Raw genomic sequence first — 26,531 nt, 5'->3', positions numbered from 1 at the left:
ATAACGCAGTAAAAACGGGGCTGGTACGCCAGCCCCAAGAAGGAACCAAATATGATAGCGGTAATTTTATCGGGTCACGGCGGGTTTGCCTCTGGCATCGCTCAAGCCATTGCACAAGTGATTGGCGAGCAAGAGCAGTTTCGATTCCTCGATTTCCCAGAGCAGATGACCACGCCTCAGTTGGAAGTGGCCATGCGCCAAGCGATTGAGGAAATCGACAGCGGTGATGGCATTGTTTTTCTCACCGATTTACTGGGCGGCACACCATTTCGTACCGCTTCCTTGCTGAGCCAAGAGCGCGATGATATCGAAGTCGTGACGGGCACCAACATGCAAATGGCCGCCGAAATGTTGCTTGAGCGCGACGAGCTGACCTTAACCGCGTTTCGTGAGATGGCGGTGGAATGTGGCCATCGTGGCATCACCTCTTTAGCGGCGGAAATGGCACTGAAAGCGCAACAAGCCGCCACACAACCGAGTGCAGTGGTAGAAGAAGATGGCATCTGAACAACAACACTATCGCGCTCAGCGAATTTTACACGGTGATCACTGGTTGCAAGACGCGGTGCTCAGTGTGGATTCGCAAGGCAACATCAGCGCGATAGCGGCATATGACCCGCAACAACATCGAACAGTGACCGACTTGGGCGCTGTGAACTTAATGCCCGGCTTGATCGACAGTCATGTCCATGGCAGCCAAGGGTGCGATGTGATGGACGCAACACATGCCAGTTTAAATACCATGTCGCGATACTTCGCCAGCTTAGGCGTCACCGCTTTTGTGGCCACCACGGTCACTGCGCCAGTGGCCAAGATTCGCTCGGCACTAGCGCAAGTGGCGAAAAGCAAGCAGCAAGGCGTTGAGGGGGCCGAGATCCTCGGTGCGTATTTAGAAGGGCCTTATTTCACCGAGAAGAACAAAGGCGCACACCCAACGCAATGGTTCCGCGAGTTGGCGGTGGAAGAACTGGATAACTGGATTTCCTACAGTGACAACCAACTGTTGAAAGTGGCACTCGCGCCGGAAAAAGAGGGGGCTCTGGCGGCGATTCGCTACTTAGCCAACCAAGGCATTAGCGTCATGCTGGGCCACACCGACGCCAGTTACCAGCAGGTCAAACTCGCGCTTGATGCGGGCGCAAAGGGCATCGTCCATTGTTACAACGGCATGCGAGGCCTACACCATCGCGACCCCGGAGTGGTCGGGGCGGGGCTACTTCACCCTGAATGCTATGTCGAGATGATCGCCGATGGTCATCATGTTCATCCCGCGGCGATTGAAGTGGCGCACCGCTGCTGTGGCTCACGCATGACCTTAATTACCGATGCCATGTGCGCCACAGGCATGCCCGATGGCCAATACACCTTGGGGGAATATCAGGTGGAGATGAAACAAGGTGTGGTCACGACTCAAGAAGGGGGGCTCGCGGGCAGCACATTAACCCTGATTGAAGGGGTAAAAAATATTCAACGCTGGCTCAATTTGCCGTTTGAGCAAGCGTGGTTGATGGCGTCACACACGCCCGCCAAATCGTTAGGCATTCAACATCAACTAGGCACATTAGAAGTCGGCAAACGCGCTTCAATGGTGGCTTTAGGTTCCGATTTCTCAATTGATAAAACGTGGGTGAATGGTCGTCTGGTGTTTGACGCCGTGGTTTCCCCTCGTCAGGAGGCTTTATGTATCTGATTTCTTCTCGCGAAATGTTAAAACGCGCGCAACTTGGTGGCTATGCGGTTCCTGCCTTCAATATTCATAACCTTGAAACGGTGCAAGTGGTGGTTGAAACCGCATCGGAAATGGGATCGCCGGTGATTTTAGCCGGCACGCCAGGGACTTACGATTACGCGGGTACCGATTACTTGATCAGCATTTGTAAAGAAGCCGCGCACAAGCATTCGATTCCTTTGGTGCTGCATTTGGATCACCATGAAGATTTGCAAGACATCCGCAACAAAGTGGAGCACGGCATTCGCTCGGTGATGATTGATGGTTCACACCATGCGTTTGACCAGAATATCGACATTGTTCGCTCAGTGGTGCAGTACTGCAACCGTTTCGACGCCAGTGTCGAAGCTGAGTTGGGCCGCTTGGGTGGCCAAGAAGACGATTTGATTGTCGACAGCGCCGATGCGTTGATGACGGATCCTGCCTCTGCTGCTGAGTTTGTTCGTCGCACTGGCATTGATTCGTTGGCCGTGGCGATTGGCACTGCACACGGGCTCTACAAAGCCGAACCAAAACTCGACTTCGCTCGTTTAGAGAAAATCCGTTCGGTGGTCGACATTCCATTGGTTTTACACGGTGCCTCTGGTGTGCCAGATGAGATGGTTCGTCGCTGTATTGAGCTTGGCGTATGCAAAGTGAATGTGGCGACTGAGCTGAAAATTGCCTTTGCTGATGCGGTCAAAGGGCACTTCGCTGAACACCCAGATGCAAATGATCCCAGAAAGTACATCACCCCAGGTAAAGCGGCGATGAAACGCGTGGTGATGGATAAAATCCGCATGTGTGGCAGCGAAGGTAAACTGTAATTACCGTTTCACTTTACTAATACTTCCCCCTAATTTGGTATTAGTCGGGCACTGGAAACAGTGCCCTTTTTTACACTGTAAATTTTGTGAGGGGAGAGGCTTTGAACAACTTCGAACCCATCAAAGCGCTCGCATTTCTTAGAAGCGTTGAGTTAAGCGTAATCTGTTTCGGTAGGTTAATCCTGCAGATATTTCGCGGTGGCGGAGACAAAAAACCGCCCATCGAGAGCGGTTCCATCTTTAAACCTAAAACCTACATATCTTAGAACTTCACTTGGTAATTGAGCGTGTATGTACGGCCACGGCCTTTGTAGTCGTAAGCGGCGGATTCATAGTGTGCTGAGTAAATCAGCTGTGCGCGTTGACCCCAAGCGGTGGTGTAGTCTTTATCCAACAGGTTCTGAATGCCAAAACCTAAGCTACCGACAGGAAGCTGATAGCTGCCCACAAGATCAAACAGGGTGTAGCCGTTGAGCTTGTTGTTGGACGCATCTTCGTAGTCAAACATGGTTTGGCTTTGCAGTTTAACGTTGAGATTGGCATCGCTCCAACCGGCCCAAGCGTTGGCCTTCGACGTGCTAGCGTAGCCCGCATCGTAATCTTCCCAGCCCTTGTCCACTTTCACTTCAGAGACCACATAGTGACCAGAAGCACCCAACTGAATGTTGTCATGAATCCAGTAAGAGAGCATCGCTTCTAAACCGTAGACTCGTTTTTTGTCTTCGATTTCTTCAATCAGCAAGGTGGTCTTGTTGTACTTAATGTTCTTGTCGGATTGCGAGTAGTATGCCGCAGTTTGCAGATTCACATCGCCACTCTCTAGGCGGTAGCCCAACTCGACGCTGTTGGTCTTAATCCCTGACATTTTTGACTGATTGACATTGATGCTGTCGTTCAGTTGCCAGTGATCGCCAACAAGCGTGTAATTACCCTGCCCGTAGTACTTGGCTGGATCGGCTAGATCAAAACCTTGCGAGAAGTTAGCCCAAACTTGTGAGTCGCGGTTGAGGTGGTAGATCGTCCCCAAATTGAACAGTGCAACGCTGTAATCTGTTTCTCCGCCGGGTACCGCATCGGCTGAGGTGCCACTGCCTGCGGCGATTTTCTTCTGTTGGTTGTAACCCACGAAGTCATCGATCTTGTTCAACATGTATTGGTAGCGAACACCGCCTTCAACGCTCCATTCGTCGGTGATGGCGTAATCGACTTGAGCAAAAGCCGCCACCGAACTCACTTCCACGCCAGGATAACGGCCCACTTGGGCGTAAGTCTTGTTCACCAAATTGCCGGAATTGTTAGCGATGGTGGGATCGTAAAGCGCTTGATTGCTGTCGAGCTTGTCTTGGTAGGCATCGATGCCATAGACAATGTTGAGCTTGTCGAAGCTTTTTGCCAGTGCCGCTTTTAGCGAGATCACGTCGGTAATCTGTTGGCCAGAAGATTGATAATAAGGTGTGTAAGTTTGGTCTTCTTTGCGGTACGAGGCTTCTGCGATGAGCTGCTGGCCAAGAAACTGTGCATCAGCATAAGAGGCGCTTAGCATAATGCGCTTGGTGCCGTGCTCACGGTCAGATTCAAAGCCTTTACGCACATCAACAAAGTCTCTGCCGACAATGTACAGGCCATATGGCGAATCTTGCTGGCTATCATAGTATTGCGCTAGAAAGTTCAGCTTTTTCGTCTCTGACACGTCAACGCCAACCGTGGTTAAGAAATCGACGGTTTGGTTAAACTGCAGTGAGCCTTGTGAGATATCCGGTGTCACAATGGTGCCGTTAGCATCAAAGAAACCTTGTGTTTCGGTGTAAACCACAGAGGTGCGTGCTTGAACCTTTTCATTGCCGCCAGAAATAGACTGAGCCACTTTGTAGTCAAAATCTTCGCCGGAGTTAAAGCCAGAAGTCCCGCCCACATACGATTCAAACTCAAGCTCTTCGCTGTGCGCTTTTTTGGTGATGATGTTGATGACACCACCCGAGGCGCCTGCGCCATAGATGGAAGTGGAACCCGACAACACTTCGATACGATCAACGTTGAATGGATCGATGGAATCAAGATGACGGCTGATGGAGCGTGAAGATTGCAGAGAAACGCCGTCAATCATTACCAACATCTTACGCCCACGTAGGTTTTGGCCTAGGTTGGTGCGAGCGCCACTGCTGACGTCCAGAGACGGAATTGCCGATGCCAGAATATCGCCAAGAGTCTTACCACCGCGGTATTCTTGTTCAATTTTGTCGGACTCGATATACCAAACCGTACCAGGAATATCGCTGATCGCTTTTGGAGTGCGGCTTGAAACCACCACCATTTTGTCGTTGGTTGAGGTTTCTTGTGCTTGGGCAGTCAGTGCAGTACTTGCGGCGATAATCGCAAGTGCCATGGTTGATAGAGGGAACTTCCCTTTACTTGCTGTCATTATTTTCTCTATGTTTATCAATTATAAAGCGGCACAAATCCAAGGTTTGAGCGGCGCGAAGGCTTGTAATTAATCTAAATAAGAATTGTTATTATTGTATTTCTGTTGTGAAAATACAATATGCAAATGCGAATTATTTTCTTTTAACTCAATAGCGCTGATGGCGATGGTTTTTTGGGAGAGGAGAGAGGGACGAAGAACGAGGGACTAGGTGAGAGGGACAAGGGGCGAGTAGGGAGGAACTAGAAGGGGAGCCTCGCGTTGAGAAATTATCCCCTCAGCTAAGCGACTTAAGCTAAGGGGCATGCAGGTTTTAATTGGCGCACGACTAAGCGAGTTAGATGTCGGTGTGGGTGATGCTGTTGACCAGCTTTTCCCGCTCCGACAGAGAGAGATGGATAACATTGCTGTAGGTGCGCTGCATGACACGAATATCATTTTCTAGCAGCTGAGTGAGTTTTTTTGCCGCCTCTTTGTTTTTGCCCTCAAGCAGCAGCTCGAGGATCTCAAGCCGACGTTGGCAAGATTTAATGACTGACGTTTGGATGTGCATTGAGACCAGGTCGGTCGCTTTGCGCATGCGATTATGCTGCTGCATGTTGCTCAGTAAAAAACGGTTGCCTGAGCAGGCGGCGAGCAGCTCATGAAAGTCCGCACTTAGGCTGAACAAATCGCTGGCGCTGACGGTGTCTGGTTTTTGAATCGCTTGCAGATGACGATCACGACACTGCTCTAATGCATTGAGATCGGCTAACCAACTTGGTTCGAGCAAGCCTGCTGGTTCGAAAATCAGCCGACATCGGTAGCTTTCGGTGTGCCTTTCCAGCGTATTGAGAACACCGTCGAGGTGCCACTTATAGCCGGGGCTTCGGCGCAAGATACCATCATTTTCGAGCAAACGGAGCACGCTTTGTATCTCGCCTCGATTGGCGTTGTAGCGCTCTTGAAGCTCCTTTTCTGAAAACGCCGCGGCGATCTCCCCAAAGAAGAGATCCATCAGCAACCTAAGATACAGTTTCTCCTGACGAGATGTTTTATTGTCGGCATTCTCGTTAGTTTGAATGGCATGAGCATCGATCTGTAACGTGAATCCCTTATTAGGCACAGCTTTAGCGATGCCTAAGGCAGACATGTAGCTGAGCACGGCGCGCATCGGAGTTCTCGATACTTGGAACTGATTAGCCAATGACGATTCATTCAGGCTGGCGCCGATTTTCGCATCGTCGGCTTTGAGTTTGCTGACCACTTGATTGAACAAATCTTGCTGAAGTTTGGTGATGGGGGCTTTTTCCATGAGTGACATAGGCTTAGTGTTTTCCCCACATGGTAAACACAAATTTATCTTATTGCCATTTATTGCTTTTTAGTTCCCAAAATACAATCGAAAAAGTCACGCCACAGTGACCACAGAAGGCCAACGTTAAGCCTTCTGCGGCAAGAGATTTTCTTTTAACTATGAGGAAGACTAACGCCTCATCAGATAAAGAAAGTAGCCACCCCCAATCAAAGAGGCCAAGAGACCTGCGGGGAATTGCCAAGGGAACCAAAGGGTTCGCCCAATCCAGTCCGCCGAGACCATAATGGTCGCCCCCAATAGCGCAGCGGTGAGCATCTGTGGTCTTGCTTGGTATTGATGCAGTGAGCGCGCCATATGCGGAGCCAATAGGCCAACAAAGCTCAGTGGGCCAATTACAATGGTGCACAGCGTGGTGAGTGCGGCCACTAGCAGTAACAGTACCAACCTGACCAGCGTAGCGTTCATGCCGATGCTGTTGGCGGTGATTTCGCCTAGGCCGATTAACGCTAGCCAACGGCTTAGTGACAAGGCGATGCCACCCACCAAAACCACACCGATGGCGAGCAACACAACGTCATTGCTGGCCACTAAGTAGGTGGAACCCGATAACCAAGTGAGCAGAGCGGAGGCATTGTCGTGTCCTGAGCTCATGGCGATTCTGAGTAGGGCATCCAAACCTGCGCTCAAGGCAATGCCGGTCAACAAGGTTTGTGTCGGGGCGAAGTGATGCTTTCTGCCCATGAACCACACCACCACCGCGACCGAGACCGCCCCCAGCGTACCCAACAACATTTGCTGCTCTCTACCCACGGCAACCCCAAACAGCGTTCCGAGCACAAGGGCGAGCGCCGCGCCAGAGCTGATCCCCAATACTTCTGGGCTGGCCATTGGGTTGCCAGAGATGCGCTGGATAATGGTGCCAGCAAAGGCTAGCCCTATTCCCGCGATCAGCGCAACCAGCAGGCGTGGCGCACGCAGCTCAAAGAGCGATTGAGTTAGGCCAAAGCTCCAGCCAAATTGGTTTTTACCCAACAAGAGTGCGAACAGAGAAACGATGAAAAGCACCAATGTCAGCGCGGTTAGCACGTAGCGAGTGTTAACCCGCTTATAGTGTTCGACGTGTTCAGAGCGCGCCTTAAGATCGGATTGGAGTTTGCTTCGTTGCAGCAGCCACAACAAAAATGGTGCGCCGATTAAGGCCGTCATGGCGCCGGTGGGCAGCAGTTCCCCTCCCACACCAGAGAAAGGTTGGATCAGCAAATCGACGATAAGCAGAATGGCGCTGCCAATCACGCCGCTGGTAAGAATTTGCTTCGCCAGCGTTCGAGCGCCAAGCATTCTCGCCATAGCGGGCGCAACGATGCCAACAAAACCGATCAAACCGACTTCGCTGACCACCGCGGCCGTAATGAAGATGGCGAACGATAAGCACAACAGTTTAATTTGCTTGATGTTAACGCCTAACGAAGTGGCGACATGGTCACCAAACTGCAGCGCAGACAATGGCCGTTGCAGCAGCAAAAGCAACATCGTCGGGATCAGAACCAAAGGCAACAGCATTTGCGTGCTCGACCAGTCGTTTTGGTTGAGCACACCGGCACCCCACACAAAAATGCTGGTCAGGCGCTGCTCATTGAGCATCAAGAGCATGGTGTTGAGTGAGCCCAAAAACAGACTCACCACCATGCCCGCGAGCACCATATGTAAGGGCGAAAAACCTCTGGCGGCGCTCAAGACAAACACCAGCCCAGTGGCTAGGCAACCGCCGATAAACGCGGGAACAAACCCAGGTACCGCCAAGCTCGCCGGGAGCAATAAAATCCCTAGTACCATCCCCAGCTCGGCGCCCGCCGCGACGCCCAATGTGGTTGGTGAAGCAATCGGGTTACGTAACACAAACTGCATCACACACCCAGCCACCGCTAAAGCAAACCCACAAATGATGGCAACGCTCAGCCTCGGCAAATAGGTTAAATGCGTAATGAGATGCTGATAATTAGACGCATCAAAATGGAAAAGGGTATTCCAAATCAGGCCAATACCTTGGGAATAGGGCGCGGTGATTTGCAGCAGTAAGCCAATAAGTAAAACCGCCGCGCTCAGTAACGCTGCGGTTTTAAAAGGAAATCGCCCCTTGACTGGGTCTGTGATGTCTAAGGTGTTCATTGTGGCTGGGTGAGTCGTCCAGTAATGTGGTCACTCAAGCGTTGCGCGGCCAGTAATCCACCAAACGTCCAAATGGCTGGAAGTTCGTAAACAGAATCGGTGCGGCTAAATTCCATGGCTTGCCAAAGCGGAGACTGCGTCAGTTGCTGGCGTTCTTCTTGGCTCAAAGGGCCAAAAATCATCACATTTGCTTTTTGATGTTCCGCCAGTTTTTCCGTTCCGGTGGTGGTGAAACCCCAAAGATTGGTGGGTTCCTGCCAATCGTTTTTGAGCCCCATCGCATTGATGGTGTCTTGAGCCAAAGAGCCTTCACTGTGAATACGTAGGGTTTTGTCGTTAATAAAACGAGCAAACAGCAGGGGCTTGTCGGCTTTTCCGGCTGAGGTGATTTTTGCCCCGTTGGCCGTAAGGCGCTGGTCAGTTTGTGCAATCACTTGCTCCGCCTGCTGCTCTTTATCGAACAGCTTACCGAGTGAGCGAGTAATGCGTTTGGCCGATTCCAACGGCTGCTTGTCTTCACTGTAGACGCTGTAAACCAGAACCGGCGCAATCTTACTGAGTGGCTCATAAGCCGCCGCAAGATGTTTGCTGATCAAGATGACATCGGGCTTGATGTTGCTCAGTAGCTCTAAGTTCGGCTCACGGCGTGAACCGACATCAATCGCATCGGCGTTTAGATGGGGTTCGGCCACCCATTGTTGGTAGCCGCTTATGTTTGCCACGCCTTCAAGTTCAATGCCTAGGCTGAGTACGGTTTCGGTGAGCACCCAATCGAGTGCCACCACTTTCTTTGGTGTGGTTTCAAAAGATGTGGTACCCATTTCGTGGGTGATGTCGAGAGCATAGCTGTTGAATGCCAAGGCCGCAGAGAGCATCAGGATGATTTTTTTCACAACAGATTCCTTCTGATTTAAGGGATGTAACTGATCGGTTTTCCCGTTTTGGGGTGAGCGAATAACGCGAGCTCCATACCATAGATTTTCATCAATGTTTCTGGCGTCATTAGCGCTTGAGGATTGCCTTCTGCAATCACCTTTCCAGAGTGGAGGGCAATGAGGTGATCGCTAAACTTGGCCGCCATATTGACGTCGTGTAGCACCATGATCACCGTTAAGCCCATGGTTTGGTTGAGCTCGCGGATCAACGCCAGCAGTTCATGTTGATGCGCCACATCCAAGGCGGAAGTCGGTTCGTCGAGCAAAATGCACTGACTTTGCTGCGCGAGCAGCATCGCGACCCAAGCGCGTTGCCTTTCCCCGCCGGACAAGGTGGCAACGAAGCGTTGAGCGAACGCCGTTAAACCCACTTTTTCAATGGCTTCATCGACAATCGCATAGTCCTCTTTGCCATAACGACCAAAGGCCCCTTTCCACGGATAGCGCCCAAAGTAGACCAGCTCACGAACCGTCACTCCGTCTGTGATGGGGGGATGTTGGGGAAGGTAGGCCACTTGATGGGCAAACTCTAAGCTGTTGAACGAAGCGATCGGCTGTTGGTTAAACAGAACTTGCCCCTGCGTTGGCGCGTTTTGTCGACTCAGCAATTTAACTAAGGTCGATTTACCACACCCATTGTGACCAAGCAGTGTAGTGACTTTCCCCGATGCAAACGTGAGGTTGGTCGGAGAGAGGATCACCTTATCGTCGATTTCGAACGACGCATCGACAAGTTGATACATAAGCGAAATAGGAAGTTGAGTTATTGGCTACGAGCCGTTCACTTTAGCATGTTGAAATTGCAATGAGAATTGTTTTCATAATCAATCTCTCTATCGTTGGGTGTGTGGCGCACCGCTGATGTGGATGATCGCGCTTGGCGTTATTCGCGTTTGTTGTCTGGATGCCTTGGGCAGTCGCGACACAATTCTCGCCCTTGGCATTTGTAGACTAAACAGCAACTGGTGCGCACCAAGCTAAGTTGTCGAGATGTTTCATCGTAGCGAAGAGAGTGGATGAGTTTTTCAGGCAACTGGCAGGCTGCAAGCCACAACCGTGCTTGTTCTAGGAAATAGTCACCCGACAAGGTGGGATAAAACTGACTGAGTTTCACCAAACAGCCGAATACACCATCCGCAAACAAGTGTTGGGTAAAACCGGGGCGGATGCGGGTCCAGAGACTCATCTCTTGGCGGAAGTAGTCGAAGAGCGCGCAGAGTTCTTTACCTGCATGGGCAATCAATTCTTGCTCGCTGCCTTGGCGATATTCATCGTCGTCAAATTGATAGCCACTGACGAACCTTGGCTGAACGTGTTGGCCCATGGATGAAAGCTTTGGCAAACCTTGGCAAGAGTAGATGGCAATAAACGCCACATACAGCGGTTGCCAGCAGAGCAGCGTCCAAGTGCGCGTTAGCCAATAGGCCGACCCAGCTTCGGGATGCGCTAATTTGAGGCTTTCATACAGCGCGCGGATATGGTCGGAACTTGCGTGTTCGATATGGATAAACCCATGCTCGGCGCACCTTTCTGGTCGCGGTTTGAGCGCGCCATGCAGATATGGGGTGACGTGTTGTGAGTGCTCGAACAGATGCTCAAAAAACGAATGGCCACTCATGTTGTTGTGCTTATGCCGTGAAAGGGTGAGGCAAGAATAAAGAAACTGCGTTGTTATTACAATTGATTCTCATTTAAATGTTTGATTGGAATTTCTGATGCAAAGCGGCCAACGTTTGATGACAAAAAAGCGTTAGCCACGCAAGGGGGCTAACGCTTTCAATCAAGCTTGAGCACGATGAGGCGTGTTGAGTTATTCCTCAACTTCGCAATCGGTGCAGCTTTGCAGTGCGATTTCATGTTCGAAAACCACGACTTCTTTGCCATCGGCGAGTAGCTCAGCGATTTCATCCGCGACTTCTTGCTCGTCTTCTGCTTCCACTTGGTCTGCCAGTTCTTCGTCTGAATAGCCGTAGAAGTTCAGCAATAAGTAGTCACGCGCTTCTTCTTTTGTGCACGTTACGTTCACAGAAAAATCCGCTTCAACGTTTTCTTGCGCGATGATTTCAGCCACTTGAGCAAGAACATCTTCTTTCATCGCCGCCGTTAACCAACCCAGATCCGTGCTTACTGTGGTCTTTTTGCAGTCAAAACAAGGAAGTTGATGAAAGTAGTATTGAAAATCAGTCATAAGTCATTTCTTCTTTGAGTGTTGATAGCAAAATTATGCGCGTTTTTTGGCAAATTACTATCTCAATCAATGTGGGAGGCGATATTGCCGATGTTGATTGGCCAAGCTGAATGTTGCCATTGCACCTGTAATTTGCTTTTTTATCCGCAGTTGCAATGGATTTCATGACTTTTCCGCATAAGTTTTTGTCAATTCCATCTGACATAGCAATACCAAATCTGACAACGTCCAGACATTAAAGCCGATATGATTCCAGCAACTTTGTATGTGAGGCGTAGTCATGCGACTACCCAATAATGGCTGGAATCATAATGACGAAACGTTGGCTTGTCTCTGCTGTGAGCGTTGCGCTGCTCGGTGGTGGTGCGTATTTCTATCTGCAATCTTCGGCGGAGCCGGACGCTTTTCCCACGCTTGTGGTCACAACGGGCACCATTGAAAAGCAGGCGGTGGCTGTCGGCAAAATTGTTCCAGCTCATTCTGTGTCTATCAAGTCGCAAATTGATGGTATCGTCGGGGAAATCTACGCAAAAGTGGGTGAAAAGGTCACACAAGGTCAGCCGCTGATCAAGGTGCGCCCAAATCCGACTCCTCAAGCTCTGACGGATGCCTCGGCGGCGCTAATGCGCAGCGAAGCCGATTTCGAATCCGCCAAGCAAAAACTCACCAACCTAGAAAGTTTGGTGAAGCAAAATATCATCCCGAAGAACTACGATGAGTACGTCAGTGCGCGCTCGACGGTCAAATCTGCCCAAGCGGATGTGCTGCAAAAACGGCAAAACCTCGAACTGATCCGCAGTGGTGAAGCCTCTATCGGTGATGCGCGCTTAACCTCCACGATCTACGCGCCCATTGATGGCACGGTGCTTAATCAAAAAGTGGAAGTTGGCGAGCCGATCATTTCCACGCAATCGAGTCAGGCTGCGACGGAAATGATGTCGTTAGCCGACATGAATAATTTGATCTTTAAAGGCAGCGTCAGTGAGCATGATGCGGCGCAGCTCTCCCCAGGGATGCCCGTTCTGCTCACCGTTGCTCCCTATCCTGATGTGGCGATTTCTGGTGTGCTCACCAAAGTGGCGATTCAATCAGAGAATCTTAACTCCCCAGGAGGTAATGCCTCTGCCAAGAGTTTTGATAACGGTTTTGAAGTTGAAGTAGGGCAGCTCAACATTCCGAGCGAAGTACTGCTGCGCTCGGGGTTCTCGTCAACGGCGAAAATCACGTTGAAGAAATCTGAAAACGTCTTAACGCTGCCAGAGCGCGCATTGCAGTTTGAAGGCGATGCGCCGCATGTGCTGATCCCAGATAGCTCTGAGCAAGGTTTCCACGCGCAGCCAGTGCAGTTGGGGCTCTCTGACGGTATTAACGTTGAAGTGTTGGATGGCGTGACGTTGGATGAAGAAATCATCGACAACAGCATGGTGATGGGAGGCGCGCATGGTTAACAAGCACTTATCGAAAATCGGCTTGGCCGTGTTGGCGGCGACGCTGAGTTTGCCCAGCCATGCCATCTCCATTGAGCAAGCGTGGCAGCAAGCTAAGCAAAATGATCCGAATTACGAAAAAGCCAAGATAGGTGTGCAACTGGGCCAAGCGGGCGTGGACAGCAGCCGTAGCGCGTTGTTGCCGGATCTCAGTGCCAGCGCCTCACTCAATTGGAGTGAATCGGCCGACAGTTCCAACAGTTATGGGGCCACCTTATCGCAAACCATTTGGGACAGCAGTTTGTGGTCGAGCTTAGATCAAGCAAAAGCCAACTACCTCAAATCGGAGCTGGAACTGTCTCAAGCACACAACGAACTCGCGCAGAAACTGCTCGCTGCCTATTTGGATCTCGCCAGCGCACAAGGTGACCTAGTATTGGCGCAAACCAAGCTGGATGAGGGCAACAAACTGTTGCAAATCATCGAGAAGCGTTATCAAGCGGGTAAGGTCAAATCGGTGGATGTGGAAGAGATGCGCGCGACACAAGTCTCTGAGCAAGCGACGATTCTCAATGCCCAAGCGGATCTTGAAGTGAAAAGAGCGGAGCTGGCGGCGCTGATCAACCAAGTGCCAGACAGCGTGGATCAAATTCGCACCGACACTTTGATTCAACCGCCGATGCTGGTGACCTCTCAGGCGCAGTGGCTCAAATTAGCCAAAGACAGCAGCCCAGAGCTGCTGGTGGCGGCGCAAATGGTCAAAGCCAGTGAGTTCGCAAAGCAGTCCGCCAAAGGGGGCTATTACCCGACCCTCAGAGGCAGTGTGGGTTACAGCGATGGTGATCAACGCTCCAACGGCGAGTTTAATGCGGGCCTGACGTTGAGTGTGCCGATTGATCTCAACGGCTCGGTGAGGAGCAAAGTTGATGAAGCGTCGTTGAACATTTTGAGTGCCAAACAAGAGATGCGCCGAGTCGAAATCGACATCCAAAAGCGCGTGATTCAGCAGTTTACTCAGGTTGAGATCAACTGGAACCAAGTGTTGATCGCCAACGAGCTGGTGGCGTCGCGTGGTAACGTATTGGCCAGCAAAGAGAAACTCTATGATGCAGGTTTGCTGGAAGTTTCCGATGTGATCAGCGCGCACAACAGCTTGTTTGAGGCCAAACACAGCCTGCAAACCAACTTGTATAACTACTGGCGTCAGCGAATTGCATTGCTGCAAACCGCGGGTAAGCTCGATGACGACATCATGGTCCTCATCTCCCGAGCTTTTCATTCATGAGCGCGTTATTGCAACAAACATGGCAAACGTTGATGGCGCACCGCATGAAAAGCGTGTTGGCCATTATTGCCATTGCTTGGGGGGTGATCTCCGTGGTGGTGCTGATCGCTCTCGGTGAGGGGTTTTATCGTCACCAAACTCAGCAGTTGTCATTTCTGGTGAACAACGTGCAAGTTGCTTTTCCATCCAGCACCAGCAAACCGTGGCATGGCCTTCCTTCGCGACGCCAAATTCAGCTCTCGCAAGATCACGTCGATATGATCACACAATCGGGCTCTGTGAAAGCAGCCTCAAGTGTGTACGCCAAATCGGACGCCAGAGTCACCAATCAGCGAGGGCAAAACTTAATGAGTAACGTCAGTGGGATTGATTCCTCTTACTTGTCGCTGCTGCAACTCAAATTGATGCCCGGCTCTCGTCATTTGTCACCTAGCGATATTCGCAACCATAGCCGTGTGGCTGTGTTGGGGAATCAAATCGCGCAAATGGGGGGAATCCAAATCGGTGATACGCTCAATGTGAATGGCATTCCTTTTTTGATCATTGGCATTACCGCCAGTGAGGATATGGGTATTTCATTTGGTGAAAGCCGCAGCGTACTTATTCCGCAAACCACCTTCCGCGATTTGTGGAATGCCAAACCATGGATGATCATGCTCAAGCCGATGGATGGCATGGATGGCGCGTCATTCCGACAAGCGATAGTTCAATTTTACGCTAAGCAACTGCACTTTGACCCGAGCGACAAAGAGGCGATCAACTTGCCCGATTTCAGCGAAGGCGCAGCACTGATCACCGCGATTTTCCGTGGCATTCAGATCTTCCTTGGTGCAAGTGGTGCCATGACCATGGCGGTGGGAGCCTTGGGAGTGGCTAACATCATGTTCCTCTCAGTGACGGAACGCACGCGAGAAATTGGGGTGCGTTTGGCCATTGGCGCGACGCAAAAATCGATACTCGGCCAGTTTATTCTCGAAGGGCTGTTTTTAGTGGCGGTGGGGACGGCGCTTGGATTGCTGGTGGCCTATTTGGTGGTGGGGTTACTGAGCTCTATCGCCCTGCCTGATTGGTTGGGCTTTCCGGTGATCACGGGAGATTCCATTCTCTGGTCTTTGCTTGTGACCTTGATTCTGGCGCTGTTGGCGTCGTATTTCCCCGCAAGACGAGCTTCACGCCTCACGCCCCTGATTGCGTTAAGTGCGAGGGCGTAACCATGCTGCTACCGACGAGACAAATCTTTCAAGAAATGGCCGCAGAGAAGCTGCGACTGGGCTTGACCATTCTTGCCGTGGCATGGGCAACGCTGTGTATTGCGGCGATGTTGGCGGTGGGGGAAGGCATTCGTCAGGGCGTGTTGCGAACCGCGCAAAATGGCAACGGCAACCTGATTTATTTAACGGGTGGGATGGCCAGTATCGATCACGGCGCATTCCATCAAGGCAAATTTCTGACCCTGAAAATCGAGGATGTGGGTGTGGTTCAAGCCTTGCCAGAGGTGAAAAGCGTTGCGCCAACCGCGCGATGGAATGAGCCGATTACCGTGGGTGACCGCGGTTCATGGCAACAGCCGTTAGCCGTGACCACTGAATTCGCCGCAATGACCAATCTTGCGCCTAGAGAGGGAGGCCGCTGGTTCAATCCGCTCGATCAAAAACAGATGCGCAAAGTGGTGGTGCTGGGTTACTCCTTGGCGGCGGATCTGTTCAACCCTGTGGAAGACTTCAGTTGGTTCGCACCGGTGACCTTACAAGTCGACCCTGTCGGGCAAAAAGTCAAAATTGGCAGTGAAGAGTTCACCGTGATTGGGGTGTTGAAAAAGAACGGTGCCGAGATCGAACAAGGTGATTTGATCAACTACTCAAGCTTTGTCCCGCTGGCAACTTGGAAGCGATTCCATGCCAATGGCGAGATTGGCGGCATTAATGTCGAGCCACAAACGGACGCCAATCGCATTCAATTGGCGCAGACCATTCGCCAAGTGATTGCACGCAAACACGGCGCGAGCGTGAGTGATGAACAAGTGGTGCAAGTGGATGACATGTTCCTCAAACAAAAAAGCATGCAGCATTTCTTGATTGGCCTGCAAAGCTTCCTTGGCATTATTGGTTTCGTCACCCTGGCGGTGGCGGGTGTCGGCATTGCCAACGTGATGTATGCCACGGTGAAGCGCTCCACACGAGACATTGGCGTGCGTATGGCCGTTGGAGCCACGCCCACCGCGATTCGTTTGCATTATTTGGTGCAATCGTTAATGACCATGATGCTCGGCGGCGTTCTGGGCTTGGGCGTGACGTACGCGCTGGTTTCGGCGATCAGCGCCATCAATCTCGATGGCAACGTCTTCTATGAAGATCTTGGCAAGCCTGTGCCAGAGCTGTCGTGGATGGTGGTGACGATTGTGATCGCCACCTTGGTGATCATCGGTGTGGCCTCGGCTTGGTTGCCAGCTAACCGAGCTGCCAAAGTGAGCCCATTGGAGGCGTTACAAAGTGAATAATAAGCAAGATTGTGGAGAGAAAATGTCGAACACGCCGCTGGTTGAACTGACCAACATTTGCAAATTTTACTCCAGTGGCGAGGCGGAGGTACGCGCGCTAGATGGCGTTGACCTCACCATTCACCAAGGCGAGTTTTTGTCTATTCTGGGGCCGTCGGGCTCAGGCAAATCAACGCTAATGAACATGCTTGGCTGCCTTGATAAACCCACCGAGGGCGAATATCAACTCGCTGGCCAGAACGTTGCTAGTTTAAGTGCCAACGAGCTGGCAAGTATTCGCAATCAGAAGATCGGTTTTGTCTTTCAAAGCTTCAACCTGCTGGAATATGCCACTGCGCTAGATAACGTGGCCTTGCCGCTTGTGTACTCTGGCATCAAAGCCAAAGAGCGTCGCCAGCGCGCGGCCAAATTGTTAGCGCAAGTGGGGCTGGGGGATAGGCTAGACCACAAACCAAACCAGCTTTCTGGTGGCCAAAAACAGAGGGTGGCGATTGCCAGAGCCTTGGTGAACGATCCGCAAATCATTCTTGCCGATGAGCCGACGGGCGCGCTGGATTCGAAATCGGGCGCTGAGATTGAGGCGCTGTTTAATCAACTCCACGCCGAAGGCAGAACGCTCATCATCGTAACGCACGACAACGCTTTAGCCGAGCGCACCAAACGCATCATCACCATTAAAGATGGCAAGGTGATCTCAGACAGAGCGCCGAGTTAGCGCTGGGATCTTGGAAAGGAAAGCTTGAATCGCCGCGCGTTATGCGCGGCTTTTTGCCAGTAGCTGAGCCACTTTGCCTTTGGTGGTTTTACTCACGGTTTGCATAAACTGAAAGCTTGGATTGGCGATACCCGAGTGCTCTAGTTCTTCCACCATCAGTAGCCACAATTTGGCCGTCATTTGAGCATCGGCTAACGCTCGGTGAAATATACCGTCGTTGTCGATGTTTTTATAACGAACCAACTCACCAAGCTTGTGTGACGGCGCGTCTTGAATCAGCCGTCTTGCCACCAACAGTGAACAGGCAAACTCGCCTGAATAGTCGCAGTTGATTCGCTCCAGCTCTGCATCCAGAAAGCGTTTATCGAACGACGCGTTGTGCGCAATCAGGTTTTCACCCGCAATAAACTCGCTAAAAGATGCCATCACCTCATCGCAACTGGGCGCGCTGCGCAGCATGTTGTTGGTGATGCCAGTGTAGCTTTCAATAAATGAACTGACCCGAAAGCCAGGATTCATAAGTTGTTGAAAACTATCGACCACCTCACCATCAACGATCTTAACCGCACCGATTTCAATCGCGCGATCCCCCAAGTTCGGTGAGAGACCAGTGGTTTCAAAGTCGAGTACGACAACGGAATTGGCTTGAGGCATAAGGGTTTCCAACTAAACAATAACGCGCAGAGTATCTGCGAAAGTGGTGAAAAAGGGAAGAAGGGGGCGAAGTAAGGTGGTTCTCAGTGCGTTTTGGGGCTAAAACAATGGGCAATAGGATTTTATAAGTATCACGTTTCTTTCTACGTTTGAAATTCCATATTGGCAATATTCTTTGACTTACAAAAACATTGATAAATCAACAATATTATTTTTATTTACGGTTAAGAATAAGCCGATCAAAAAATTAGCACTTTTGTACCGCTTATCGCACTAGGCATCATAATGTGAGTGCCTACTTACAGTTTTTTGTATTTTTGCCACTTATCCACAAGTCATCTCGAGACTGTGCCTTGAAAACCGATGCCATTATAATTATCGTAAAGTCTGTAAGGGGATAAGTAGCTACTTTCTTCTTCCAGAAACGACAAATCCCACCCAAAGGCGGGATTTGAAGCGGTGCTAATCAAAAGTGGCGGCAACCACTTCCAACGAGCTTGCCTGTATCTGTCGATACGAACAAAGCGATGATAGATCGCAGGCTCTTGATTGGCAAATTTATTAAATCCAAATGCGGAGCCAGATATGAATATTCTGAACCCTCGCGCTTTTTGTCGTTTAGTGTTTTCGACTATTAGGCGTATTTTTATTTCACATCCGGGATGGTTTGTGAAAGGGTTAATTTTTGTCATTGACTTCTTGAGAGATGACGGATAATCCTTCTTGGGCGTAATTTTGTTACGCCTTTCTTATATTTTCGGTCACGATTTTTGTTGTGACTGTTTAAAATTTGTGCCCGTCCTAAATGATTTCTTTCCCCAACTCTATTTTCAAGCCTCACCGCAACCAACCCCTAATGGTGATCAAGTCAATCAAAATCACAGACATGGTGATAGAAGTTGCCGCATTCCGAGCAGGTGTTTTTGTACGGTTTGTTTTTGATCACCAGATAAACTTGGGCGTCGACAAACAGCGTCACCAAATCACCGTTGAGTTGCCTTCGGCATCGGAAAGTGCGATGTAAAATTCGGCCGTTGACTCGGCGCTCAGACCACGGTTTACGGTACCTCTGGGAAACGCGTAGAAGTAAGTATTGACGGGCCAATACCAGTCCATATTACGTGCTGTCACTGGAAATTTATCGTTTAAGTTGTTGAATATACGTGTGCACATATGCATTGATGTCCTTGTTATCAATAAGTTAATCAGGTTATCATACGTGATGTTTTAAAGCATTGAGCCCATGGAAGGAAATATGGACATAAACGAGCTTGATGGCAGCTTGACGCTACGCCTCAAAGTGCTCAAAGGCATGAGTCTTGGGATCGGAAGCTTGGCTGCCTTGATGGCTATCGGTAACTTTGTTATTAGCCAGAGCTACATCTACGGTACGTTGGAAGGCTTATACGCGCTTTACTCTTGGCACGTTTATCGCCAAATCGATAGGGGTAGTGTATTCAACGGTCACAAGTACATTATGTCATTGTGTATTACGTTGCTCGTTATTCTTGGCACCTTCCTCAAGCCAACGGTCAATGGCGTGTTCTTTTGGTCGCTGGTTTTGCCAATCGTTTACTATTTGTTGCTGGGCTACAAAGTGGGTTTTGCGGCGACCGCATGTTTGTTCTTAATTCAAATCGTCAACATCACCTATCAATTTTACTTAGAACAGTACTTTGACATGTTGACGATGATGATCAACTTCGCCTTTTGTTATTTCAGTATTGCGGCTATCGCGCACGTGTATGAGTTCAATCGTGTGTCAACGGAAAACAAGTTAAGTAAGTTGGCCACGCTCGATCCGCTGACTGGCACCAATAACCGCCTTGCTCTGAAACATCGCTACCAAGCGCTGAAAACTCAAGGAACAGCCTTCTTCTTATTGGTATTGGATATCGATCACTTTAAAGCCATCAATGATGAATACGGCCACGACGGAGGAGACTGCGTGCTTCGGTCCGTGGTGAAAACGATGGCTCATGTGGTGGGAGAGGAGAATGTGTTCCGTCAAGGGGGAGAGGAGTTCTGTATTCTGTTAGCGGGTGTTTCTCACCAGCATGCCCTAAAGACTGCGGAAACCATCCGTCAAAACATTGGTGATACTCCCATTCACTATCGAGAGGGGGCGATCTCAGTGACGGTCAGCATTGGCTTGGCTGAGGCGCATGCATCGAGTTGCGTCGATGAAATTAATCGTCAAGCCGATGCCAATCTTTATGATGCTAAATCCCAAGGACGCAATAGAGTGGTTGCGTAACGCCTTGTAAATTGCCTGCTGTTAGTTGAGCTGTGGCGAAAAATGAATGCTCTGGGTTTTGTCATGGTGGGCGAGCTTTGGTTCCTCGAAAAGAGATTATCGCTATCTGGTTGTAAATTAGAGACTTAGTTCGAATAGCCTGATAGAAAATTCTAATCTAAGGCTCAAAAGAAAAACGAGTGATAATCGTTCTGATGTTGGCCACATTTTTCTTACCAAAAGATGAGGCCAACACACAGATACATTTAACTTGACAGATTAACGCTACCAAATTTTTCGTTTTAACCGGTAGATATTACCACCAAGAAATTTTCCGGAAAATTTTAAAAATGATAGCTAGCGCCTAAAGAGAATACGCTAATGTCTGATTCAATACTGATATTTTCCGTGCCAACTTTCACGACATCCAATTCTGGGCGCATGAAGTCCCAAGATGCTCGAATATGAAACGTTGGTGATAATTTAAGTTCAGCACCTAAACCATACATACCCGTTAAAGTGCTATCAGAAAGGGTAGAGTAGCCCGGTGCATTTACCAGAGCATTCGACACTTTAAACTCTGCGTTGAAATAGGCTACCCCTGCCTTCGCATACAATTCAAAAGTGTCGGTTAATGAAAATGATAATTTGGGTTGAACGGATAAAAAGTACATATTACCGACAGTTACATAAGTGTCTTCTAAAGCATCGTACCCACCAATAGCACCTTCAAGAGCGAGAAATGAATTGAACTTATAACCGCCATAGATACTGCCCGCAACGCTTTGATCATCGTCTAGTGCCAAGTCCATCGAACCAGAACCAAAACTCGTGTTAGCATTCCCCACCGCATTTTTAAACGATGCTAAGCCTAGTGAAGCACCTAAGTACGGCTCTGACTGCGCTCCAAAAGAGATTGTTCCTGCGATAACTAGAGTAAGAATGGATTTGTTTGTCATGTTTGTTCCTATCTTTAAATTAATACAACACTTTGTTATCCAGTTACTTCCTAGTCTGAACCATTTCCTTAATGATCAAGATAACTGATGAACAGTGTGCAATATTTTATTGATAGAAAACATGAATAATTTTGTGAAAAATCTGCATGATTTAAGTAAAAGTGTTCGTAGGTATGTCAGAGTAAAGATTTTGTATACGATTTAAAAATTAGACATTAGTAAATTAGTATTTTATTCGATGTTTTTTTCCTATTTCCTATTTCCTATTATCGTTTATCTCTAGAGAAGCAATTTTTATTGCATTGATTGGTATTGCCTAAATAGCGAGTGAAAATTGAGTCGGAAAATCTATTTCTTTTTTGCTGAATATTTATTGATATTGCTTTCGAACACCTCACCTCGATTTTTACTAATGACTTCCAAAATTATTTTCATTAAGTCAGGCTTTTCGTGCGTAAACTCATTGATGAAGATGAGATAACAATTTTTGTGGATGTTGGGGGTAAATCTTCTCAATGTACGACAACTGTTTTTTATCGCTATCGTTATTGGCAATGTTGCATGATCTTAATTTTTGAATGATTGGGTAGCGTGCACATTGAGCTCGCTACGGACTGTCATTGCAAACAAAACCTTCATCGTTCATGTTGTTGGCGGCTGGTGGGTGCTTTTCCTGCCGCCGCTCATTCCTAAACCATGAATTTCCTTCATGTTCAATGTGAAACAATACCAATATTCTTCAAGTCGCGAAGCAAGTATAAAAACCGGACTGCTCTGGTGCTTGCCAAGGTGAGTGCGTTTTTGTGTCAAAGACGAAACGCAGCGCAAACTGGCGATTGGGAAAACCAAAAAACACAACCACCCCATGCCCAGAGAGGAAAAGTCAGCGTTATCTAAGGAAATAGGAGACCCACTCACCATGAACAACGATTTCACGTTTGCGATCAAACGCATTCGCTTTGACGAGAACTACCAGCCCTCGGACAACACGCGCATCACCACCAACTTTGCCAACTTGGCTCGTGGTCAGCGCCGTCAAGAGAACCTGCGCAATGCGCTTCGCATGATCAACAACCGTTTTAACGCCATGGCGAGTTGGGATAACCCAGCCGGCGATCGTTACTCGGTGGAGTTGGACATCATCTCCGTGGATATCGATATTCACGGCAGTGGCGACGCTTTTCCCTCGATTGAAGTGCTCAAAACCAACATTCTTGACCGAAAAACCAATGAGCGCATTGAAGGCATTGTCGGCAACAACTTCTCGTCTTATGTGCGTGATTACGACTTCAGCGTGCTGTTGCTGGATCACAACAAAAATCAGCCTCAGTTCAGCATTCCAGCGAATTTTGGTGAGCTGCACGGCAAGCTGTTTAAGGCGTTTGTCAGCTCGGCTGAGTATCAACAGCATTTCAAAAAGCTACCCGTGATCTGCCTGAGCGTGTCGGACAACAAGATCTACCGCCGCACGGAAAACCAGCATCCGGTGTTGGGGTATGAGTATCTGCCCAACGACTCCTCGCTGACCGAGCAATACTTCCAGAAAATGGGCTTGCAGGTGCGCTACTTTATGCCGCCAAACAGCGTTGCGCCGCTGGCGTTTTATTTCTTTGGTGACTTGCTGAACGATTACTCGAACCTTGAGCTCATCAGTACCATCAGCACCATGGAGACGTTCCAAAAGATTTACCGCCCGGAGATTTACAACGCCAATGCCGTAGCAGGGCAACGCTACCAACCCAACTTGAAGAACCTTGACCACTCGTTAACTCAAATCGTCTACGACCGAGAAGAGCGCAGCCAATTGGCTATTGAACAAGGTCGCTTTGCCGAAGCGCATTTCATCAAACCGTACCAATCGCTCCTTGAGCAATGGTCGGCCAATTACGCGTAAGCAATCAGTAGAATCGAGAAGGGAATGACGATGAAAACACTATTACCCACTTCAACCGCGGGCAGCTTACCGAAACCTTCATGGCTGGCTGAGCCGGAAACACTTTGGTCGCCATGGAAACTGCAAGGCGATGAACTGACGGACGGCAAACGCGATGCGCTGCGCCTCTCTTTGCACGAGCAAGAACGAGCGGGTGTGGATATTGTCAGTGACGGCGAACAGACTCGCCAACACTTTGTGACGACTTTTATTGAGCACCTGAGCGGGGTGGATTTTGAAAACCGCAAAACGGTGACCATTCGTAACCGTTATGAGGCGAGCGTGCCGACGGTCGTGGGGCCGGTGAGCCGCACTAAGCCAGTGTTTGTGGACGATGCCAAATACTTGCGCCAGCAAACCAAGCAGCCGATTAAGTGGGCGCTGCCGGGGCCAATGACGATGATCGACACACTCTATGATGATTACTACGGCAGCCGCGAAAAACTGGCGTGGGAGTTCGCTAAGATCCTTAACCAAGAAGCGAAAGAGCTTGAAGCGGCGGGCGTCGACATCATCCAATTTGATGAACCCGCGTTTAACGTCTTTTTTGATGATGTCAACGATTGGGGCATTGCTTGTTTGGAGCGCGCTATCGAAGGGCTGAAATGCGAAACGGCGGTGCATATCTGTTATGGCTACGGCATCAAAGCCAACACCGATTGGAAGAAAACGCTTGGCTCTGAGTGGCGACAATACGAAGAAGTGTTCCCGAAACTGCAGAAATCCAACATCGATATTATCTCGCTGGAATGCCACAACTCGCGCGTGCCGATTGAGCTGCTTGAGTTGATCCGCGGCAAGAAAGTGATGGTCGGCGCAATTGACGTCGCCACCAACGAGATTGAAACGCCAGAAGAAGTGGCCAACACCCTGCGTGAAGCGTTGAAATACGTCGATGCAGACAAGCTCTACCCATGCACCAACTGCGGCATGGCACCACTTGCTCGTGATGTTTCCGCCGCCAAGCTCAATGCTTTAGCCGCCGGCGCTGCGATTGTGCGAAAAGAGCTGGCGAAATAACACGGGGCATTTTCCCCACTCCTTAGATAAAACAAAGCCAAGTGATCAGCGCTTGGCTTTTGTTTTATCAGCATGTCACTCGCCAGAGTGGGAATCTCCGCAAGGTTCTTTTTTCCCAACTTCTCTATACATTCTGAATTTCAGGATGCTTCAATAACAACGCGCGAATGCCATGATGCACTACCCACATCAACATCGCTGTGGCGGTCACGGCGACAAAGATGGAGCTAAAGCGGTACAAAATCGAAAAGAACGCGTCTTTGCCTTCGGGGACAATCGCCGTCAGCGGCACGGCCAGTGCCGACATCGCCGAAAATGCGATCGCACCTTTGATTGGCCCCTTGGTGAGCAAATAACAAAATGGCCCCATGGCGATGGTCAGCGCGAGCCAAAACAGCAAGCCATTGCTATACCAACCGCCTAACACCAGTTGAACTGCCAAACCAGCTAAGCAACCCAGCGCGGTGCCAATGACGCGGATTTTTGCCATCGCCATGGAGCCAGCCAAGGTCATTGGTGTAAGAATGATGATGATTGACGCTTGCGCTGAGAGCGAGTCGTAAAGATCGGCAAATTGAAACAGCAGAAAAGCGGCCATGGCGACCACCCAACCCATCGCTACTTGGCTGATGTAGTCCATATCGCTTTTGACGGGTGTGGTCATGGCATCCTGAAACTCGTCGCGTTTAGGCTCGGGAAAGAGCCAAAAAGCCAGCGCACAAATGGCAATGTTCGCAAGGGAAATGACCCACAAGTTGAGGTTAAAATCTTCGATATCGATGAAATCATAGCTGGCAAAGTTCAGTACGATCGACCCAACCAACAGCCCCATATAGCCAAACAAGTAGGTGTTGGGATTCATCATCGCAATGCATTTGATGAGGAAAAACAGCCCCACCGCCACCGTCATGAGCACGGGGTGGAACTGCAGATATTCCAACAAAAAGGTTGCTTGTACTGTGGTCCAGACGGCGGAAAAAACCACCATCAGTAGCCGTGAGAGCTGAAAGCTATCGGTTCTGCTGAGAATAAACAGTGGCAGCATGATGGCGAAAAAACCGTAAGACCAGCCAAAGAGCATGCTCAGGGCAAGGCCGCTGGCGCAGCCAAACCAAATTCGCTGAGTTTTCATCTTGCCCCTCTAGTACACGTAGTGGAACAGGCTGGCGAGCTTGATTTGCCAAGTGGCCATCCAACGCCATAAGGTCTCCTCTGGTGGGTAGAGCACGATAGTGGCGCGAGAGCCAACAAACAGTGCCGCAGGCATGGCATCGTCAGTGGCGAGATTGACGCGTGTTCTCTGCGCATCGCGTACCCAGCGGTTGTTGATTTCTACGCTGGTTAATGAGCCGTTAGGTTTTTGCTGCGCGGCAGCAACACCGTAATCTCGGCTAGAGAGCGAGAAATCAAACACTTGGCCCGGATAGGCATCAAACGCCACCATGGCATGATAGCGATCATCTACCTTGGCGACGGATTTTTCGCGAAAATCCCCCGTTACCCACAGTGAACCGGTTGGAATGAAAGTCAGCAGGGGCTGGTTGGCGTTGGCCATGCTGCCCACTTCCAATTGCAAGTTGGTCACCACACCATCGCTGGGGGCAAGCACCTGAGTATTGGCTAAATCCAACTGCGCTTTTTCAATGCCGTTTTGCGCCACGCGCACTGCGGTGCTTTGTCCTTCACCTTGGCCTAGTTGCGCTTCAATCACGTTGAGGCTTTGCTGCTCGGCTTTTAAGTTGGCGTTGGCCACTTGGTTTTGCGCAAAGGAGTTATCGAGGCTTGAGCGGGAAATTACTTGCTGCGTCGAGAGCTTTTGCAGGCGCAGATACTCTCGATGGGCGTTGTCATAAGTCGCTTGTGCTCGCGCAATATTCGCCAGTGCCGCTTCGCGTTGAGAATAGAGCGTCGCTTCTTTTTCTAAGGCAGATTGCAGCGAGAGCTTGGCTTGCTCTAAGGCAATGCGGTATTTACGTGCATCAATGCTAAACAGCACATCCCCTTGTTGAACATGTTGGTTATTGTGGATCTGCACTTGGGTCACTTTGCCCGACACTTCAGGGGCGACTTGCACAACATAACCTTGAACGCGACCTTCGGTGGTGATGGGAGCGTGTTGGTCAGCCAGGATGATGTAGAAAAATAGTGCGATGAATAGGACAATCAGGCTTCTCATCCAAACGCGAAATTTATGTTCTGCAGTCATAGAATCTATCAGTTTAAAAAGAAAGAGTGCGATTATAGAGAAGGGAGACGTTGTGCAGT

23 protein-coding genes are annotated in these 26,531 nt (G+C 49.8%); 11 read left to right on the top strand and 12 right to left on the bottom strand.

Features of this window, described 5'->3' with window-relative positions:
• Positions 1-51: 51 nt before the first annotated feature.
• Genes agaF through VV1_RS19865 form a run of 3 tightly spaced genes read left to right on the top strand, consistent with a single transcriptional unit; the run spans position 52 to position 2,535 of the window.
• Entirely contained in the window at positions 52-507 is a 456-nt protein-coding gene (gene agaF, locus VV1_RS19875) for a PTS galactosamine/N-acetylgalactosamine transporter subunit IIA (RefSeq protein ID WP_011081923.1), read from the top strand.
• Positions 497-1,690 (top strand): N-acetylglucosamine-6-phosphate deacetylase, encoded by a 1,194-nt coding sequence (gene nagA / locus VV1_RS19870; protein ID WP_011081922.1) that lies wholly within the window; start codon positions 497-499, stop codon positions 1,688-1,690. Before agaF ends, nagA begins: the two co-directional genes overlap by 11 nt.
• The gene (locus tag VV1_RS19865; RefSeq protein WP_011081921.1) at positions 1,681-2,535 is read left to right on the top strand and encodes a tagatose bisphosphate family class II aldolase; all 855 of its coding nucleotides are present in this window, start codon (positions 1,681-1,683) and stop codon (positions 2,533-2,535) included. The genes nagA and VV1_RS19865 overlap by 10 nt, the downstream gene beginning before the upstream one ends.
• Positions 2,536-2,797: 262 nt before the next feature.
• Here the strand turns inward: VV1_RS19865 and VV1_RS19860 are convergent, their stop codons facing one another.
• The 7 genes from VV1_RS19860 to VV1_RS19830 form a co-directional block, all read right to left on the bottom strand.
• Positions 2,798-4,954 (bottom strand): TonB-dependent receptor, encoded by a 2,157-nt coding sequence (locus tag VV1_RS19860; protein WP_011081920.1) that lies wholly within the window; start codon positions 4,952-4,954, stop codon positions 2,798-2,800.
• Between the two features lie 337 nt (positions 4,955-5,291).
• A complete protein-coding gene (locus tag VV1_RS19855; protein WP_043877668.1) occupies positions 5,292-6,248 on the bottom strand; it encodes a GntR family transcriptional regulator in 957 nt (318 codons plus the stop codon).
• 171 nt (positions 6,249-6,419) lie between these two features.
• Entirely contained in the window at positions 6,420-8,417 is a 1,998-nt protein-coding gene (fhuB, locus tag VV1_RS19850) for a Fe(3+)-hydroxamate ABC transporter permease FhuB (protein WP_011081918.1), read from the bottom strand.
• The gene (locus tag VV1_RS19845; protein ID WP_011081917.1) at positions 8,414-9,310 is read right to left on the bottom strand and encodes an ABC transporter substrate-binding protein; all 897 of its coding nucleotides are present in this window, start codon (positions 9,308-9,310) and stop codon (positions 8,414-8,416) included. The genes fhuB and VV1_RS19845 overlap by 4 nt, the downstream gene beginning before the upstream one ends.
• 17 nt (positions 9,311-9,327) lie before the next feature.
• A complete protein-coding gene (locus tag VV1_RS19840; RefSeq protein WP_011081916.1) occupies positions 9,328-10,095 on the bottom strand; it encodes an ABC transporter ATP-binding protein in 768 nt (255 codons plus the stop codon).
• 140 nt (positions 10,096-10,235) lie between these two features.
• Positions 10,236-10,970, bottom strand: coding sequence for a siderophore ferric iron reductase (locus VV1_RS19835; RefSeq protein WP_011081915.1), 735 nt, complete (start codon positions 10,968-10,970; stop codon positions 10,236-10,238).
• A gap of 192 nt (positions 10,971-11,162) precedes the next feature.
• On the bottom strand, positions 11,163-11,540 hold the full coding sequence (locus tag VV1_RS19830) for a hypothetical protein (protein ID WP_011081914.1): 378 nt from the start codon (positions 11,538-11,540) through the stop codon (positions 11,163-11,165).
• Positions 11,541-11,851: 311 nt separating this feature from the next.
• On the opposite strand from VV1_RS19830, the gene VV1_RS19820 reads away from it, so the two are divergent.
• Genes VV1_RS19820 through VV1_RS19800 form a run of 5 tightly spaced genes read left to right on the top strand, consistent with a single transcriptional unit; the run spans position 11,852 to position 17,464 of the window.
• A complete protein-coding gene (locus tag VV1_RS19820) occupies positions 11,852-12,988 on the top strand; it encodes an efflux RND transporter periplasmic adaptor subunit (RefSeq protein WP_011081913.1) in 1,137 nt (378 codons plus the stop codon).
• Positions 12,981-14,252, top strand: coding sequence for a TolC family protein (locus VV1_RS19815; protein WP_011081912.1), 1,272 nt, complete (start codon positions 12,981-12,983; stop codon positions 14,250-14,252). The genes VV1_RS19820 and VV1_RS19815 overlap by 8 nt, the downstream gene beginning before the upstream one ends.
• Positions 14,249-15,463 carry an ABC transporter permease gene (locus VV1_RS19810; protein ID WP_011081911.1) on the top strand — a complete coding sequence of 405 codons (1,215 nt, stop codon included), beginning with the start codon at positions 14,249-14,251 and terminating at the stop codon, positions 15,461-15,463. Before VV1_RS19815 ends, VV1_RS19810 begins: the two co-directional genes overlap by 4 nt.
• 2 nt (positions 15,464-15,465) lie before the next feature.
• Entirely contained in the window at positions 15,466-16,749 is a 1,284-nt protein-coding gene (locus VV1_RS19805) for an ABC transporter permease (protein ID WP_011081910.1), read from the top strand.
• A 22-nt stretch (positions 16,750-16,771) separates the two neighbouring features.
• The gene (locus tag VV1_RS19800) at positions 16,772-17,464 is read left to right on the top strand and encodes an ABC transporter ATP-binding protein (RefSeq protein ID WP_011081909.1); all 693 of its coding nucleotides are present in this window, start codon (positions 16,772-16,774) and stop codon (positions 17,462-17,464) included.
• A gap of 39 nt (positions 17,465-17,503) precedes the next feature.
• On the opposite strand, the gene VV1_RS19795 is transcribed toward VV1_RS19800, so the two are convergent.
• On the bottom strand, positions 17,504-18,118 hold the full coding sequence (locus tag VV1_RS19795) for a 3'-5' exonuclease (RefSeq protein ID WP_011081908.1): 615 nt from the start codon (positions 18,116-18,118) through the stop codon (positions 17,504-17,506).
• A gap of 975 nt (positions 18,119-19,093) precedes the next feature.
• Entirely contained in the window at positions 19,094-19,291 is a 198-nt protein-coding gene (locus tag VV1_RS24105; protein ID WP_243742165.1) for a hypothetical protein, read from the bottom strand.
• Between the two features lie 82 nt (positions 19,292-19,373).
• On the opposite strand from VV1_RS24105, the gene VV1_RS19780 reads away from it, so the two are divergent.
• Positions 19,374-20,375: a GGDEF domain-containing protein gene (locus tag VV1_RS19780; protein ID WP_043921180.1), complete on the top strand. Its 1,002-nt coding sequence runs from the start codon at positions 19,374-19,376 to the stop codon at positions 20,373-20,375.
• 323 nt (positions 20,376-20,698) lie between these two features.
• Here the strand turns inward: VV1_RS19780 and VV1_RS19775 are convergent, their stop codons facing one another.
• Positions 20,699-21,313: an outer membrane beta-barrel protein gene (locus VV1_RS19775; protein ID WP_011081904.1), complete on the bottom strand. Its 615-nt coding sequence runs from the start codon at positions 21,311-21,313 to the stop codon at positions 20,699-20,701.
• Between the two features lie 919 nt (positions 21,314-22,232).
• Between VV1_RS19775 and VV1_RS19770 the strand changes: the two genes are divergently transcribed.
• Together VV1_RS19770 and VV1_RS19765 are read left to right on the top strand one after the other, a co-directional pair.
• Positions 22,233-23,207, top strand: coding sequence for a DUF1852 domain-containing protein (locus VV1_RS19770; protein ID WP_043921268.1), 975 nt, complete (start codon positions 22,233-22,235; stop codon positions 23,205-23,207).
• A 24-nt stretch (positions 23,208-23,231) separates the two neighbouring features.
• Positions 23,232-24,266, top strand: a complete 1,035-nt coding sequence (locus VV1_RS19765) for a methionine synthase (RefSeq protein ID WP_011081902.1) — start codon at positions 23,232-23,234, stop codon at positions 24,264-24,266.
• Positions 24,267-24,390: 124 nt separating this feature from the next.
• Here the strand turns inward: VV1_RS19765 and VV1_RS19760 are convergent, their stop codons facing one another.
• Together VV1_RS19760 and VV1_RS19755 are read right to left on the bottom strand one after the other, a co-directional pair.
• Positions 24,391-25,398, bottom strand: a complete 1,008-nt coding sequence (locus tag VV1_RS19760; protein WP_011081901.1) for a DUF2955 domain-containing protein — start codon at positions 25,396-25,398, stop codon at positions 24,391-24,393.
• Between the two features lie 9 nt (positions 25,399-25,407).
• On the bottom strand, positions 25,408-26,472 hold the full coding sequence (locus VV1_RS19755) for an HlyD family secretion protein (RefSeq protein WP_011081900.1): 1,065 nt from the start codon (positions 26,470-26,472) through the stop codon (positions 25,408-25,410).
• Between the last annotated feature and the right edge of the window lie 59 nt (positions 26,473-26,531).

Origin of the sequence: Vibrio vulnificus CMCP6 (assembly GCF_000039765.1) — a bacterium.
Lineage (GTDB): Bacteria > Pseudomonadota > Gammaproteobacteria > Enterobacterales > Vibrionaceae > Vibrio > Vibrio vulnificus_B.
Note: the sequence above shows the minus strand (reverse complement) of the source record. Positions and strands in the feature narration are given on the sequence as shown.

Coding starts and splice junctions, on each gene's coding strand:
- agaF (WP_011081923.1), top strand. CDS start 52: ATGATAGCGGTAATTTTATCGGGTCACGGCGGGTTTGCCTCTGGCATC.
- nagA (WP_011081922.1), top strand. CDS start 497: ATGGCATCTGAACAACAACACTATCGCGCTCAGCGAATTTTACACGGT.
- VV1_RS19865 (WP_011081921.1), top strand. CDS start 1,681: ATGTATCTGATTTCTTCTCGCGAAATGTTAAAACGCGCGCAACTTGGT.
- VV1_RS19860 (WP_011081920.1), bottom strand. CDS start 4,954: ATGACAGCAAGTAAAGGGAAGTTCCCTCTATCAACCATGGCACTTGCG.
- VV1_RS19855 (WP_043877668.1), bottom strand. CDS start 6,248: ATGGAAAAAGCCCCCATCACCAAACTTCAGCAAGATTTGTTCAATCAA.
- fhuB (WP_011081918.1), bottom strand. CDS start 8,417: ATGAACACCTTAGACATCACAGACCCAGTCAAGGGGCGATTTCCTTTT.
- VV1_RS19840 (WP_011081916.1), bottom strand. CDS start 10,095: ATGTATCAACTTGTCGATGCGTCGTTCGAAATCGACGATAAGGTGATC.
- VV1_RS19835 (WP_011081915.1), bottom strand. CDS start 10,970: ATGAGTGGCCATTCGTTTTTTGAGCATCTGTTCGAGCACTCACAACAC.
- VV1_RS19830 (WP_011081914.1), bottom strand. CDS start 11,540: ATGACTGATTTTCAATACTACTTTCATCAACTTCCTTGTTTTGACTGC.
- VV1_RS19820 (WP_011081913.1), top strand. CDS start 11,852: ATGACGAAACGTTGGCTTGTCTCTGCTGTGAGCGTTGCGCTGCTCGGT.
- VV1_RS19815 (WP_011081912.1), top strand. CDS start 12,981: ATGGTTAACAAGCACTTATCGAAAATCGGCTTGGCCGTGTTGGCGGCG.
- VV1_RS19810 (WP_011081911.1), top strand. CDS start 14,249: ATGAGCGCGTTATTGCAACAAACATGGCAAACGTTGATGGCGCACCGC.
- VV1_RS19805 (WP_011081910.1), top strand. CDS start 15,466: ATGCTGCTACCGACGAGACAAATCTTTCAAGAAATGGCCGCAGAGAAG.
- VV1_RS19800 (WP_011081909.1), top strand. CDS start 16,772: ATGTCGAACACGCCGCTGGTTGAACTGACCAACATTTGCAAATTTTAC.
- VV1_RS19795 (WP_011081908.1), bottom strand. CDS start 18,118: ATGCCTCAAGCCAATTCCGTTGTCGTACTCGACTTTGAAACCACTGGT.
- VV1_RS24105 (WP_243742165.1), bottom strand. CDS start 19,291: ATGTGCACACGTATATTCAACAACTTAAACGATAAATTTCCAGTGACA.
- VV1_RS19780 (WP_043921180.1), top strand. CDS start 19,374: ATGGACATAAACGAGCTTGATGGCAGCTTGACGCTACGCCTCAAAGTG.
- VV1_RS19775 (WP_011081904.1), bottom strand. CDS start 21,313: ATGACAAACAAATCCATTCTTACTCTAGTTATCGCAGGAACAATCTCT.
- VV1_RS19770 (WP_043921268.1), top strand. CDS start 22,233: ATGAACAACGATTTCACGTTTGCGATCAAACGCATTCGCTTTGACGAG.
- VV1_RS19765 (WP_011081902.1), top strand. CDS start 23,232: ATGACGATGAAAACACTATTACCCACTTCAACCGCGGGCAGCTTACCG.
- VV1_RS19760 (WP_011081901.1), bottom strand. CDS start 25,398: ATGAAAACTCAGCGAATTTGGTTTGGCTGCGCCAGCGGCCTTGCCCTG.
- VV1_RS19755 (WP_011081900.1), bottom strand. CDS start 26,472: ATGACTGCAGAACATAAATTTCGCGTTTGGATGAGAAGCCTGATTGTC.